Here is a 14,972-nt window from a genome sequence, read left to right as displayed (position 1 = left end):
ACCTGCAGGCGCAGTTGCGCGAAAGTCGAGTTTACCACCGGCTCTGGAGCCCTTCGGGCGCCGCCGGACGAAGTGATCGTGTTCATCAAGCACGGGTAAAGGTGAAGCTGCGCAAGGCTACAGAATATCGAATGGATTCAAAAGCCTAATCTGGCCATGACACCTGCGCCTGCTCAGCAAAAAAAAATAATGGCACATTGACTCTCCCCCTCGCAGGAGGGTTTACGCTCCCCCGCCTTCAAAAACACCTCAAGCAAATCCCGTCAGGGTCACTGCTCACACCCCTCTCATTTACGCGTTATAGGGACATAACCTTTGAACAATCCATTGGACTTGGACAGCGTCATTACCACCACCCGCGAAATCCTCGCACAGCTACTGGTGATGGATGCCGCCGATGTAAATGAGCACAGCAGCATCGTGGAAGACCTGAGTGCCGACTCGCTGGATATCGTCGACCTGAGTTTTCAGCTCGGCCGCCACTACGGCTGCACGCTGCCCAAGACCAGCGTACTCGACCATGCGGTCGCGGTGTTTGGCGATGTCAGCGGGCTGGTCGAGAAAGGCCGCATCACGCAGGCCGGCGTGGAGCTTCTGGAACACAGCCTGAGCGCGTTTACCCCCGGACAGTTGCGCAGCGGCATGCAGCCGGCGGATGTGTTCGCGGCCACGACCGTGCGCAACTGGGCCGAGCAGTGCTACCGCATGTTCAACTACTTGCCCGCGACCTGCCCCGAGTGTGCCGCCGACCAGGCCCGTCTCAATGAGCGTAGCCAAGTCGTGTGTTGCGGTTGCAGTGCGCGCTTGACGCCGATGGAGGGCGATGAAATTTCTCGCCACCTGGTGGAGCAATTTGCCGCGTCGCGTTTGCCGCAAGCGGTCTAGGAGTTTGCTCATGGGGCCGCGAGAGGTTTTAGTCACGGGCTACGGGCTGGTAGCCCCCACGGCACTGGATGCTGCAACGCTGTTTGCACACATCCGTGGCAAGCGTTCGTGTATCCGTCAACATCCGGTGTTTGCCGAACTGGGCTTCGCGGTGAGCGCCGCCGGTTATATCGACCACGCGCAGTGGCAGGCCATGGCCGCGCAGGTGGCGGTGGATGCAACAACGCTACCGCGCCAGAGCCTGCTCGCCGAGTTCGTCGCCCGGCAGGCGCTGCAGCAGGCAGGCCTGGTTGCCGCCGATTTTTCCCGCGTGGCCAGCGGCGTGTTCCTCGGCGCCAACAAGCATTGCGTGAGCCGTGACCTGCAAGAAGCCAGTCGCCATATGGACGCCACCGGCAGCGTCGACCTGGATCGCTACCTGGACAACCACACCCTGGTGGGTGGCCCATTCGCTCGGCGGATCGACCAGCAGACGGTCCACATCGCCCGCCTGCTCGGCATTCGCGACCATATCAGCACCCACTCCGACGCCTGCGCGGCCGGAACCATGGCGATCGGCAGCGCGTTTCGCGCCATCGCGCGCGGCGACATCGACGTGGCCATCTGCGGCGCCGTCGAGTTGATGGCCCACGAATTGTCCTACTACAGCTTCGACGGCCTGGGTGCGATTTGCCAGCGTGCCGACCTCGCACCCGAGCAACAGAGTCGCCCGTTCATGAATGACCGCTGCGGGTTCGTCCTCGGCGAAGGCGCGGCGATGCTCGTGCTCGAGTCCAGGGAACATGCCGAACGACGCAAGGCCCGCGCCCTCGGCCGGGTCTTGGGCTACGCCAATTATTGCGAAGCACAGAAGATCACCTCCAGCAGCCGCGATGGCAGCCACTACGCCCACTGCATGAACGCCGCCCTTGCCAGTGCCGGCCTGAGCCGCGACGCCGTGGACCACGTCAATACCCATGGCACCTCGACCCAGGCGAACGATCGCAGTGAAGCACTGGCCATCGAGCGTGTGTTCGGCGCGGCCGCAAGCACGATGACGTTTACCGCCAACAAATCGGCGATTGGCCACTCGCTGGCGGCCAGCGGCGCCATCGAGGCGGTGTTGTCATTGATGACCCTGCAGCAAGGCGTGGCGTTGCCCACCCTTAACTATGACCCGGCAAATGCCGAGTTCCCTGAGTTGAACTTCCTGACCGAAGCACAGCAACAGCCCATCAAGGTGGTGCTGTCCAATTCGTTCGGTTTTGGTGGCGTCAACAGTTCGCTGGTGTTGGGAAACGCATGAGATGAACAGCCTTCAAGCAAAACCCGTCTACCTGGTCGCCGCATCCGTGTTCAACAGCGCCGGTAGTGAGTGCGCCGACTTACATGGCTCGGCGCCGGTCGCCCACGTGTTGGATTTCCCCCCAGGCCCGTTGGCCTATCCAGTGACCGTACCGCGTTTGCCGACCACGGTGTTCGACCGCAAGATTCAACGCAATGTCGAACCGCAGGGCGCCAGGCTGCTGTATTGCGCCGGTCGTATGGCCGGCCCGCTGAATAACTTGCACCTCGCCGGCGAGCGGGTTGCGCTGATGGCCGCCATTCCGGAAGTGGATGGCCCCAGCTCCTGTTGGGAGGCCGTGCAGGCCATCGCCGAACAACCGGATGCGCTGCTCGCGCAACTGTTTGCGCATACCCCGCCGCTGCATGCGCTGATGATGCTCAACAGCAGCGTCATGGCCTACGTGGCCGAAGCCCTGCATTGCCACGGCCCCATGGGCGGTTTCTGCTCACAGAGCAATGCCGGGATCGATGCGCTGATCGAAGCGGTTGAACAGATCGCCGGTGATCGTGCCGATGCGGGTGTCGTGGTCAGCAGTAGCCCGAACCTCTCGCCTGCGCTGTATCTGCGCGACAGCACACAAAGCCCGCCTCAGGCAGACGCGAGCCTTTACGGCGAAGGCGCGGCAGCGCTGTTGCTGACCTCGCGCCCACCGGCAAACGGCACACATGCATTGCGCATTGCCGGGTTCGCCCGTGGCTACAGCGCCTCGCCCGAACGGTCGAGCGCCGTGGCGCAGCGAGTCGTCCAGCAAACATTAGCCAGGGAAAAACTCGGCATGCGCGACGTCGCACGGATTGTCGCCGCGCCAGGTACGCCGTTCCTGCCTCTTCTGTTCGCAGACACCCAGGCGATTTTCCACAGCAGCCGGCATATGACTGGCGACTTGGGGGCCAGCGCCTTGCTGACCGAGATCGCCCTGGCGCTTCACGATCACGCCGATGGCTACACCCTGCTGCTCGATCACAGCCGCGCAGGCCATTGGGGCGCCGTATTACTGGCCAACGAAACCACGGAGAAACAGGCATGAGCCCACCAAGGATTGTGATAACCGGCATGGGTGCCGTGACCGGCTTCGGTTTCGAATGGCAATCGATGTGGGCGCAGATGCTGCGCGGGGAGCACTGCATCCGCCCCTGGCAACCCGAAGGCGTGGCGGACGGGACGTTCCCGGTACGCTATGCCGCCGCCGTGGACAGCCGCCTGCTGCCCGACTACCTGCAAGGCCATCGCGCCTGGCAAATGCCCCTGGAAAAACGCAGCCGATTGGGTTGGGTGGCGGCCAGCCAAGCCATTACCGACAGTGGCCTGACCCGCGAGCAACTGCGCGATGCCGCGGTACTGTGTGCGTCCGGCGCCCCGGCCCACAGCATCCAGGACATGCTGCTCACCGTCTCCAGCGAGCGGGATGCGCCACCGGCGTGGCGCCATTTGATGGCCAGGGTCGACCAGGTCGATGCCGACCACTCGCTGCGCCAGAGCAACGACCGCCTGGCGCGGGTGATTGCCGATGACATCGGTTGCGAAGGCCCGGTGGTCAATATCAGCAGCGCCTGCGCGGGGGCCTCCCAGGCCATCGGCAATGCCTTCCAGATGATCCGCCGGGGTGAAGTCGAGGTCGCTATCGCCGGCGGCGCCGATTCGGTGCTGAGCCTGGACACCATGACCGCGCTGTACCTGTTGGGTGCCGCGAGCAGCGAACAACGCTGGGGCACCGGGCTTTGCCGGCCATTTGATCGCCACCGTAGCGGCCTGGTGGCCGGCGAAGGCGGCGGCTTTGTAGTGCTCGAACCCCTGGAGCGCGCCCTCGCCCGTGGCGCCGTGCCCTATGCCGAAGTGCTGGGTTTTGGCAGCAGCCTGGACGGCTACAAAGTCACTGCGCCCGACCCGCAGGGCCGGGGCGCCGCCCTCGCGATGCAGACCGCCCTGGACGACGCCGGCATCCGCCCGCAACAGGTGGACCTGATCAATGCCCACGGCACCTCCACCCCGCTCAACGATGCGGCCGAAACCCTCGCCATCAAGTCAGTGTTCGCCCAAGGCGAGCACTATCGACGGCTGGCGGTCAGCGCCAACAAATCCCAGTTCGGCCACTTGATCGCAGCCGCCGGCGCGCCCGAGTTGATCGTCACAGCACTGGCCTGCAAGCACGACCGGATTACCCCGACCCTCAACCTGCACGATGCCGCCGACGACTGCGACCTGGATTACTGCGCCCATCAAACGGTGAACCGCCGCGTCGATGTGGCACTGAGCAACTCATTCGGTTTTGGCGGGCTCAATACCTGCCTGGTGCTGGGTAAATACCAGGAGCACGCACAATGAGCGGCGTACCCATCGCGATCGCCGGCAGCGGCTGCGTACTGGCCAGCGGTTGGGGCGTGGATGCGTTCTGGTCGGCGGCCTGCGAGTCGCGCAGCGGGATCAAGCCGCTGCGCTCGTTGCAGTTTCACAGTGAACGGGTCACAGCCTTCGGCCAGGTCCACTATGACGACCACCAACGCAGCCGTCAGGACCTTGCCCAAAACCTGCAACGTTACTGCACGCCCGCCGTCATCTGGGGCGTCAGCGCGGTACGCCAGGCATTGGCCGAGGCCAATCTGAACCCGGGCACCGACGACCTGACCTACGGTCTTTATTGCTGCCAGGGCGGGTATACCCATCCGTCGCTGGCGTCCTACGGCGAGTTGCTCCACGACTGTCGTCAAGCCGAAGGCGCCGACATGCGCCACCTGGCCCGACGCATCTTGCAGGAGCGGGCGCAGGACCCGTTCCTGGTGCTCAAAGGCCTGAGCAACATTCTGTTGGGCGTGACCAGCCTGGCGCTCAAGCTTGAATGCGAATGCAACGCCTACATGCAGGGCGTCAGCGGCAACCTCGCGGCATTGCGTGAGGCCTGCGCCGCCTTGCAGAGCGGGCGCATCGACGTGGCCATCATCGTCGGCGCGGGCAGCGAACTCGATGCATTGGCACTCAGCGCTCTGGTGCAGGCCGGCACGATCAGCGCCGACGGCGCCCACACCCTGCTGCCTTTCGATGCGCAAGGCACTGGCGGTATCGCCGGCGAAGGCGCGGCGGCCTTGGTGTTGCGCCGGCGCGTAGAGCTTGGCGATGAAGCCCAGGTATGCCTGCAAACAATGACCGCCGATGTGGCGGTCGAAGCGTTGAACCTGCCTGACCGGCAAGCCGATTTGCTGGTGTGCGGCGCTACCGGCCAGCCCGACAAAGACCGGCGGTTGAGCCACACCCTGGCCCGAACCGGCGCCGCCCACATTACCAGCGGCGTGGCGGTAACCGGCCTGCTCAGCGCGGCCCCCAGCCTGGCGGACCTGATCCTCGCCCGCTGCGCCCTGCGCGCCCAGTGCGTGCCGCCGATTGCCGGGTTGCGCCAACCGGTGGCCGCGGACCTGCCCTTTGCGATGGGGGCCGCCCATTCGACAAAACTCGTCGACTGCCTGGTCCTCAACCAGGACGACAACGGTTTCAGTGCTTGTTACCACTTGACCTACAGCGAGCGGGCCGACAACGCCTGACGTTCTTGACGACACCCTCCTCTTTTAAAGGACATGGATGTAATGGATTACCGTGATTTTGTGCGCCCCAAGTTTGTCGACTTGCTCCAGGCCCTGGGGCTGGAGTGCGAGTTCCAGCGCGCGCTGGGCAGCCAATTGTTCTACCGCAACCGCCAGGGTGACGAAGTCACCGTCACCGATTTTCTCGGCGGCTATGGCGCCGCCTTGTTCGGCCACAACGACCCAGGGTTTGTCGACCAACTCTGCACGTTGCTGCGCGCCGACGTGCCGTTTAACGCGCAGATGTCGATCCGCGGCACGGCCGGAACCTTGGGGCGTGCGCTGAGCGAAGCCTTCAACCGCGAATTGAAGAACAGCGAAGCGTACATTTCGACTTTTTCCAACAGCGGCGCCGAGGCGGTGGAAATTGCCGTCAAGCATGCCGAGTTTCGCCGCCAGAAAAACCTGCAACGCCGGTTCGACGAACTGGACTTCGACCTGGCGCAACTGAGCGCCAGCGACCGCGCCTACCGTGAAGTGGACGTGGCCGACCTCGACCTGCCGGCGGGCCTGCTGCCCGCCCACCTGACCAGCGCCACGGTACGCCAGGTGGTTGAGGCCGTGCGCCAGCACAACCTCGCCGAGTTGCACATAGAGCCGGTGTTCGTCGCGTTGCGCGGCAGCTTCCACGGTAAGTTGGTCAACACGGTGCAACTGACGCATGGCCGGCAATATCGCCAGCCGTTCGCGCGCTTTGGCTTGAACGTGGAGTTCATCGACCCGCAGCAGCCCCACCAACTCCAGGAACTGCCGGCGCGCCACACCCGACATTGGCTGAGCGTGCAATGGAGCGCAGACCAACTGCTGGTCAAGCGCGATGCATTCAGCGCGATCACCGGCGTGCTGATGGAGCCGATCCAGGGGGAAGGCGGCATCATCGAGTTCCCGGCTGATTTTTACCGGGCGTTGCGCCGCCTGTGTAACGAGCAGCAATGCCCGCTGATCATCGACGAAGTGCAGTCGGGTTTCGGGCGTACGGGCACCTTCCTGGCCAGCAGTCATTTCAACCTGCAAGGCGATTACTACTGCCTGTCCAAGGCGCTGGGCGGCGGCTTGATGAAGATCGCGGCCACGGTGATCCGCAGCAGCCACTATGAAAAAGACTTCAGCTATATCCACAGCTCGACCTTCGCCGAAGACGACGCCTCGTGCCATATCGCCCTGGCGGCGCTCAATCGCCTGTTCGCCGATGACCATGCGATGCTCAAGGACGTGCACAACAAGGGCGAATACCTCAAGTCGTCATTGCTTGAATTGCAAGCGGCGTACCCCGAGGTCATCGCCGATGTCCGGGGCCGTGGCCTGTTGCTGGGCATTGAACTGCACGACCAAAGCGGCAACAGCTCACTGGTGCAGGCATCGGCCCAGTACAACGATGCGTTGGGTTACCTGATCGCCGGCTACCTGTTGCAGTTCCAAGCCCTGCGCGTGGCGCCTTCGGGCAGCAACTCCAATGTGATCCGCCTGGAACCGCCCGCATGCATCACCTTTGCGGAGATCGACGGGCTGATCGGCGCGTTGCAAACAGTCTGCGACATGCTGCAACGCGGGGACGCCTTCCCGCTGGCCGCCACCGTCTGCAGTGACTTGATCCCGGTGATCGCCCCGCGTGACACCGGCTTCCAGGTCGCCGCCGCTGCCCATGCCACGCAGGACACGCCTATCGTCGCGCGCGTGGCCTTTATCAACCACTTGATCGATGCCGACATTCTCGGTGATGTCGACCCGTCCTTGAGCCAACTGAGCGCCGAGCAAAAGCGCGTGTTCATGCAACGCACCGCACCGGAGCGCCGTGCCGCGCCCGTGGGCCCCGTGGTGATTCGCTCGCAGTTGGGCATGGCGGTGGAGTTCACCTTGTACCCGCTGAGCATGGACTCCAATGCCATGGCGGACTACATCATCAGCGGCGACCTGGAGGTGATTCGCACAGAAGTCGGCAATCGCGTCCTCGACGCCCGCGCCGACGGCTACCGCGTCGCCGGCTTGGGAATGTACACCTCCATCGTGACTAACAATTGCCAGGCCCTGAAAATCCCGGACATGGCGCTCACCTCCGGCAACGCCCTGACCATCGGCATGGGCCTGGAGGCCATCGAGCAAGGTTGCAAGCAACAGGGCCTGGCGCTGCATGCGCAAACGGCAGCCGTGGTCGGTGCGGCCGGTAACGTGGCGTCGACCTACGCCTCTTTGCTGTCCGTCGCCGTCGACCATTTGATCCTGATTGGCAGCGGTCGTGATGGCTCGGTACGCCGCCTGGAAAAAACCGCCCAACTGATCTACGCCGACGCTGCGCGCTCGATACTCAAGGGCACGGCCAACGACGACCTGCTGGCGCGGCGCCTGCTCCAGATCGACGGTATCCATGCATTGCTGCAGGAATACGGCAGCAGCCCGCAGTTGGGGTTGCAGGTCTCGCGCCTGGTGCAGGAGCGCCTGGGCGCCAACGCCTTCATCACCGTTACCGATGACCTGCAAGCCCTCAAGCGCGCACGCATCGTGCTGTGTGCGGCAAACGCGGCGCAGCCGTTTCTCGACGCCGGGCATTTTGCCGAACACAGCGTGATCTGCGACATCGCCGTGCCCTTGAACGTGGACCAAGCGATAAGCGCCCAGCGCAGCGACGTGCTGTACATGCATGGCGGCATTGTGCAGACGCCTTTCAACGATGGCCTGGCGCCGAATGTGCGGGCCTATCTGAAACAGGGCCAGTTGTATGCCTGCATGGCCGAGTCGGTGCTGATGGGGCTGGCGGGGATCACCAAGCATTACTCCTACGGCGACATCAGCCGCGAACAAGTGCAGCAGATCCGCGCCCTGGCGGCGATCCACGGTTTTGGCCTGGCGCAGTTCAAGACCCACAACTCACTCTAAGGAACGGCCATGAACCTCAAAACAGCGGTAGTCACCGGAGGCAGTCGCGGCATCGGCAAAGCGGTCGTCCTGGCACTGGCCGAGGCCGGTTACCAGGTTGCCTTCAGCTATGTGCGTGACGAAGCGGCGGCCCAGGCGGTGCGCGATGACGTCGAAAAGATGGGCCGCGCGTGTTTCACGGCGCAGTGCGATGTCGGCGACGCCCACAGCATCACGGCTTTTTTCGCACAGGTTGAACAGCGCTTCGAGCGCATAGACCTGCTGGTCAACAACGCTGGGATTACCCGCGATGGCCTGTTGGCGACACTCTCGGTCGAGGCGATCAGTGAAGTGATCCAGACCAACCTGATAGGCACCCTGCTCTGCTGCCGGCAGGTGATGCCCGGCATGATGCGCCAGCGCCAGGGTTGCATCATCAACTTGAGCTCGGTAGCCGCGCAAAAACCTGGCAAGGGTCAAAGCAGCTACGCCGCCGCCAAAGGCGGCGTGGAGGCGCTGACTCGCGCCCTGGCGGTGGAACTGGCGCCGCGCAATATCCGCGTCAACGCGGTAGCGCCGGGTATCGTCAGCACCGACATGACCGCAGCCTTGCTCGACCTCCACGCGCAAGAAGTGCAATCACGCCTGTTGATCAAGCGTTTTGCCTTGCCGGCTGACATCGCCGAGGCCGTGCTGTACCTGGCCGAACGCGCAACGTATGTGACCGGTGAAGTACTGTCGGTCAACGGCGGGCTGAAAATGCCATGAATGCATCTCGAACGTTTTTGATTTCCGGCGCCGCCAACGGTATCGGTCGCGCGGTGGCGGAGCACTTCGCCAACGACCCGGCCCATCGCCTGATCCTGGTGGATCGTGACCTGGCGCAGTTGCAAAGCTGGGTGGGCGCCGGGGCGTTTGCCGCAAGCATCGAAACCCATGGCGTCGATATCGCCGACCTGGCCTGCGTGCAGGCTTTGTTCAACGACCTGTCGGCACGCCTGGGTTACATCGACGTGCTGGTCAACAGCGCCGGCGTGTGCAACGAGAATGAACCGGAGGACCTGGATAACTGGCACAAGGTGATTTCGGTCAATCTGAACGGCACCTTTTATGTCACCTCGTTGTGCCTGCCGCTGCTGGCGGATCGCGGGCGAATCATCAATTTGTCGTCGATCCTGGGCCGCATCGGCAAGGTTCGCAACACCGCTTACTGTGCCTCCAAGCACGGCATTATCGGCATGACCAAGGCACTGGCGTTGGACCTGGCGCCGCGCCGGATCACCGTGAACGCCATTTTACCGGCCTGGATCGATACGCCGATGCTGCAAGGCGAGCTGGCGACGCAAGCCGGCATTACCGGGATGAGCCAGGAGCAGATCCTGCGCAATGCCAAGAAAAAGCTGCCATTGCGCCGTTTCATCCAAGCCGACGAAGTCGCCGCCATGGTGGGTTACCTGGTCAGCCCCGCAGCCAGCGGGGTCACGGCGCAGAGCCTGATGATCGATGGCGGCGCCGGGTTGGGGATGTAGCCATGAACACAGCATTGCTCACGCGCAGCCTGCTGCTGGGCCTGGTCGCGCTGGCGCCGCAACTGGCCGGCGCGGACCTGCTGCCGGCGCATGCCGATGCGGAAGTGGGCCTGGCCAGCGCATTGCGCTTGCACGGTGATGACCCGGTCACGCAGAAGGCGGTGTATTTCAAGGCCAATCTGGAAGACAACTGGGACAGCGGTTACTACAAGGCCAAGGGCCGGGTTCGCTACGACGCACGCTATGACGGGCATACCCCCTATAGCCAGGCGGCACGCGAGGACTATCGCTTCAGTGCCGACTGGCGCCACCTGTACTGGGGCCATTACCTGGGTGACGGTGAGGTCACGGTGGGCTGGCAGCAAGTGGTGTGGGGGCGCGCCGATGAGTTGCGGGTGCTGGACCAGGTCAACCCCATCGACTATCGCGAAGGGGTGACGGCCTTGCTCGAAGACAGCCGCATCGCCGTGCCGATGGTGCGCCTGACCCAACCCGTGGGCGAGTGGGAAGTGGAAGCCTTGTGGATCACCGACTTCCTGAAAAACCAGGCGCCGGCCACGGGCAGCGAATTCGACGCGCCGCTGTTCGCCGCACCGGCCCCGGACACGTTCGTGGTCGGCTCAAAGCCCGACTACAGCGGGCAGAAGGGATTTTCGTATGGGTTGAGCGCCAACGGCCGGATCGGCGCGGTAGACGCCAGTTTTGTCGCCCTCAATGCACGCCAGCAAGACCCGGTGTATGCGGTCGAGGGCATCGCCGACGACCAGCGCGTGATCCTCAAGCGCCAGTTCCCTCGCTACAGCATGGGCGGCGCCGGCCTGGCGATCGACGCCGGCCACAGTATCGTGGTGCGCAGCGAGGTGGCTTACTTCGATCGCTGGCACGTCACCAACCCCTACCGCGCCCAGGGCAGCAGCCAGAGCCCGATGATCAAGTCGTTGCTGGGGGTGGACTACCTGCTGCGCAACTGGCTGATCTCGGTGCAATGGCAAGAGCAGCAATTGCTGGACTGGCAGGCCGGCATGGTGCAGGACAAACGCCAGCCGTTGTTCACCTTGTCCGCCGAGGGCACCCACCTGCGTGACCGGCTCAAATCCAGGCTGGTGCTGGCAATGTCCCCGCCGGCCAAAGACGACGCCTTGCTGCAAGGCATTTTCACCTACACCCCCGTGGACTGGCTGAAGCTGGGGCTGGAGGTGGATGTGTTTTTTGGCAAACAAGACCGCACGTTTGGCCAATACAGCCAACGCGACCAACTGCGCGTGTCGGCCGGTTATTTGTTCTGACCTTCGATAAAACCACTTAAAGAAAAGGAAATTTCTATGTTGCCGCCCCTCAAGGTCCTGACCACCAGCCTGCTGATGTTCACCAGCACGCTTGCGCTGGCCGCGCCGAACGCCGACGACATCATTCGCCAGGCCCGCGACCGCAATGACGGCAAGAGTTTTATGTCGCAGGTCTCGTTGATCCTGCTCGACAAGCAAGGCAACAGCCGTGTGCGCGAGTTCAGCTACCTGCAAAAGGATTACGCGGACAGTGACAAATTCACCATGTACTTCTCGGCGCCCAACGATGTGCGCAACGTGGCCTTCCACATCGAAAACCCCCACGAAGCCCTGAATGCCGAAGACAGCCAGTGGATGTATTTGCCGGTCAGCCGTCAGACCCGCCGGATCTCGACCACCGACAAGCGCGGCGCGTTTATGGGCAGTGATTACTCCTACGCAGACCTGGACAAGATCCGCGCCGAGGACTACCGCCAGACGCTGGTGGGCGAAGAGACCCTGGGCGGGCGCGAATGCTACGTCATCGAACGCACCCCGGTGTCCGCGCAGATTCTGGCCAAGACCGGCTACAACCAGCTCAAGGTGTGGATCGACAAGCAGAACAAGCTGGTCATGCGCCAGGATTTCTTCGACGTCAAAGGCGTGATGTTCAAGCAGATGCGTACGCTCAGAGTCGAGACCGTCGACCACATCGACAGCATCACCCTCAGCGAGACCGAAGACTTCATCGCCGGCACCCGCTCCCAGCTGCGCTTCAACCAGTTGCAATACAACGTTGAACTGGACGACTGGCTGTTCAACCAGACCGCGATCAAGCGCGGCCTCAAAACCGGTGACCTGCCGGAATTTGCCGTCTCCGCCCGCTGACTCCTGCGCCTGCCTTTCGTGGAACCGATTGAACTATGGAACGATACCTGAACTTCGTTGAGCGCTATGCGCGAACGATTGTGTTTGTGCTGGTGGCGATCACGGCCTACTTCACCTATGCCCTCGGCTCGCTGATGTCGGACACCAACCCCTACCTGCTCAAGGAAAGCCACCCCGCACGCAAAACCATCATCGAACTGCAACGCGAGTTCACAGGCACCTATGACTCGGTCATGGTCGCCCAGAATAATGCGCACAGCGTCTTTAACACGCAGTCGCTCAACGCCCAGTTCGAAATATCCCAAGCCCTGCGGCGGCTGATGCTGGCCAACGCCGATGACGAAGTCGAGTTGCGCCGCATTGTCGGCCAGCACGAGAACGACAGTCGTGCCCAACTGCTGGCCACCGATATCCTCGGCAACGGCTTCAGCCAAAACGATTATGCCCAGGCCAAAGCCTTGCGCGACCACGCGCGCAGCCAGGGCTGGGAGGCGCGCGACCTACAGTTTCTGACCTTTCTGGCCGAACGCATCAACCCGATCCAGGAAATGGCCTCGATGGCCGACCTGGAAAACATCAGCCTGAGCGCTGACGGCGAACTGTGGATCCACAAGACTCTGCACGGCCTGGACATGGACCCGCAGGCCGTCGAAGCGCAGATCATGGGCAACGAACAAATGGTCGGCGGGGTGGTGTCCCCGGACAAGAAAGTCGCGGTAGTGGTGGCCGAGCTGGGCACCAAGCAAGACGACGCCCAGGCGCAACTGCGGGCTTACCAACAGGTTCGCCAGATTGTCGCCGACTACCAGAGCCAAAACCCGCAATTCACCGATGAAGTGTTTATTGCCGGCACCCCCATTTTCATTGCCGCCCAACAAGAGATCATCGATCACGACCTGGCGTTGCTGTTTCCTATCGTGTTCCTGCTCGTGACCTCGATGCTGGTGTTTTTCTTCCGCAAGCCCCTGGGCGTGTTCCTGCCGCTGTTCAATATTCTGTTCTGCACGATTTGGACGCTGGGGCTGATGGCATTGCTGAAAGTGCCCATCGACCTGCTCACCAGTGTGCTGCCGGTGTTCTTGTTCACGATTTGCTGCGCCGACGCGATCCATGTGATGGCTGAGTATTACGAGCAACTCAACGCCGGCAAGACGTACCGCGAGGCCAACCGCGAGACCATGCGCCGCATGGTGGTGCCCGTGGTGTTGACCACGGTGACCACCATCGCCACGTTTATGATCTCTACGACCAACAACATCGTCAGCATCCGCAATTTCGGCATCTTCATGTCCATCGGGCTGACGGCCGCGTTGATCATCTCGCTGCTCTTGATTCCAGCGTGGATCTCCATCTGGGGCAAAGACCAGCCGCTGCGTAAAACCGTACACAAAGAGTCGATTATCTCGCGCTACCTGGTGGCTTTTTGCGCGCGCCTGATCCGCTGGCGCAAGCCGGTGCTCGTCGTGAGCCTGCCGTTGCTGGCACTGATGACGGTATTTACCTTCATGGTCGATATCGAGGACTCAGGTATCGCCTATTTCAAGAAAGACAGCCCGGTGCGCGTTTCCGATGAGTTCATCAACCGTTCCCGGATCGCGGGCACTTCCCCTGGCTGGATCGCCTTCGACACCAACACCCCGCGCGGCGCGCTGACCACCGAGACGGTACAGTTCCTCGACAAACTCGATCACTTTCTCAAGTCTCAGCCGAACGTCAGCTACACCTATTCAGTGGCGGCTTACGTCAAGCGCATGAACCTCGTGCTCAATGACATGAACCCCGCGTACCTGCGCGTGCCGCAGGCCATGGAGCAGGTGACGTCCGTCAACGATGAAGGGCAAACGGAAACCTTTGAGGTCGACGGTAACTCGCTGATCGAGCAGCACATCATGATGTTCGAGAACGGCGGCGGCTCCGACTTGCAGAACGTGCTTAACGCCGATTACTCCAAAGCCTTGACGCTCTATACCATGACCTCCTCGGTGGCCAGCGACTACAAGGACCTGCTGGACCGCCTGGACGCCTGGCTGTTGGTAAACAAACCGGCCAACCTGCAGGTCACCCATGCCGGCACACCCAAAATCTGGACCGGCATCCTGGCGGAGATCACCCAGGGCCAGGTGCTGAGCTTCTCGCTCGCGCTGCTGGTGGTCACGCTGATGATGATGTTCTGGCTCAAGTCAGTGCGGCTGGGGATCCTGGGCATGCTGACGCTGCTGACCACTTCGGTGACGGTGTATGGCTGTATGTACCTGTTGAACATCGAGCTGAACATCGGCACCACGCTGGTCACGTTCCTGGTGGTGGGCGTCGTGGATTACGCCGTACATCTGCTGTCGCGCATCAAGCTGCTGGTGCAGCAAGGTATCCACGTGGACGAGGCAATTCTGACGGCCATGCACAGTGTCGGGCGCTCGACGGTGGTCAACGTGGTGATTTTCTCGGTGGGGTTTCTGGCGCTGCTGTTTTCCGCGTACAAGCCCGTGATTGATCTGGGAACATTGGTGGCGCTGGCGCTGTTCTCCAGCGGGGTCATGACCATCTTGTTAGTGACGCTGATATCGCCCTGGTTCTTTGCAGCGATCGTGCCCGAGCAACCGGCAACTGAACGTGAACATCCAGCACACGAGGGCGCCCTGGGCTAGGTGCTGAAACGGGC

At 62.5% G+C, this 14,972-nt stretch carries 11 protein-coding genes; all 11 read left to right on the top strand.

Annotated elements, in window-relative coordinates; all coding sequences use genetic code 11:
• The first annotated feature begins 315 nt into the window (after positions 1–315).
• From AB4N98_RS18415 to AB4N98_RS18365, 11 genes are read left to right on the top strand one after another with little or no spacing between them, the layout of a single operon-like run.
• A complete protein-coding gene (locus AB4N98_RS18415; RefSeq protein ID WP_026067366.1) occupies positions 316–885 on the top strand; it encodes an acyl carrier protein in 570 nt (189 codons plus the stop codon).
• 10 nt (positions 886–895) lie between these two features.
• Positions 896–2,170 (top strand): beta-ketoacyl-[acyl-carrier-protein] synthase family protein, encoded by a 1,275-nt coding sequence (locus AB4N98_RS18410; RefSeq protein ID WP_017529199.1) that lies wholly within the window; start codon positions 896–898, stop codon positions 2,168–2,170.
• A 1-nt stretch (position 2,171) separates the two neighbouring features.
• Positions 2,172–3,239 carry a beta-ketoacyl-[acyl-carrier-protein] synthase family protein gene (locus AB4N98_RS18405; protein WP_065876963.1) on the top strand — a complete coding sequence of 356 codons (1,068 nt, stop codon included), beginning with the start codon at positions 2,172–2,174 and terminating at the stop codon, positions 3,237–3,239.
• Positions 3,236–4,534, top strand: a complete 1,299-nt coding sequence (locus AB4N98_RS18400; protein ID WP_135196407.1) for a beta-ketoacyl-[acyl-carrier-protein] synthase family protein — start codon at positions 3,236–3,238, stop codon at positions 4,532–4,534. The genes AB4N98_RS18405 and AB4N98_RS18400 overlap by 4 nt, the downstream gene beginning before the upstream one ends.
• The gene (locus AB4N98_RS18395; RefSeq protein WP_065876964.1) at positions 4,531–5,742 is read left to right on the top strand and encodes a beta-ketoacyl synthase N-terminal-like domain-containing protein; all 1,212 of its coding nucleotides are present in this window, start codon (positions 4,531–4,533) and stop codon (positions 5,740–5,742) included. Before AB4N98_RS18400 ends, AB4N98_RS18395 begins: the two co-directional genes overlap by 4 nt.
• A 42-nt stretch (positions 5,743–5,784) precedes the next feature.
• Positions 5,785–8,652, top strand: a complete 2,868-nt coding sequence (locus AB4N98_RS18390; RefSeq protein WP_137220232.1) for an aminotransferase class III-fold pyridoxal phosphate-dependent enzyme — start codon at positions 5,785–5,787, stop codon at positions 8,650–8,652.
• A 9-nt stretch (positions 8,653–8,661) separates the two neighbouring features.
• A complete protein-coding gene (locus AB4N98_RS18385) occupies positions 8,662–9,399 on the top strand; it encodes a 3-oxoacyl-ACP reductase family protein (protein ID WP_017529204.1) in 738 nt (245 codons plus the stop codon).
• Positions 9,396–10,160, top strand: coding sequence for an SDR family NAD(P)-dependent oxidoreductase (locus tag AB4N98_RS18380; protein ID WP_116079226.1), 765 nt, complete (start codon positions 9,396–9,398; stop codon positions 10,158–10,160). Before AB4N98_RS18385 ends, AB4N98_RS18380 begins: the two co-directional genes overlap by 4 nt.
• Positions 10,161–10,162: 2 nt before the next feature.
• Positions 10,163–11,446 (top strand): DUF1302 family protein, encoded by a 1,284-nt coding sequence (locus AB4N98_RS18375; protein WP_460148856.1) that lies wholly within the window; start codon positions 10,163–10,165, stop codon positions 11,444–11,446.
• Positions 11,447–11,482: 36 nt separating this feature from the next.
• Complete coding sequence (locus tag AB4N98_RS18370; protein ID WP_017529207.1) at positions 11,483–12,313, top strand: outer membrane lipoprotein-sorting protein; 831 nt, start codon at positions 11,483–11,485, stop codon at positions 12,311–12,313.
• Positions 12,314–12,348: 35 nt separating this feature from the next.
• Complete coding sequence (locus AB4N98_RS18365; protein WP_017529208.1) at positions 12,349–14,958, top strand: efflux RND transporter permease subunit; 2,610 nt, start codon at positions 12,349–12,351, stop codon at positions 14,956–14,958.
• Positions 14,959–14,972 lie beyond the last annotated feature (14 nt).

The sequence above is a fragment of the Pseudomonas sp. S3_E10 genome (genome assembly GCF_054667615.1).
This window is presented reverse-complemented; position numbering and strand designations above follow the sequence as displayed.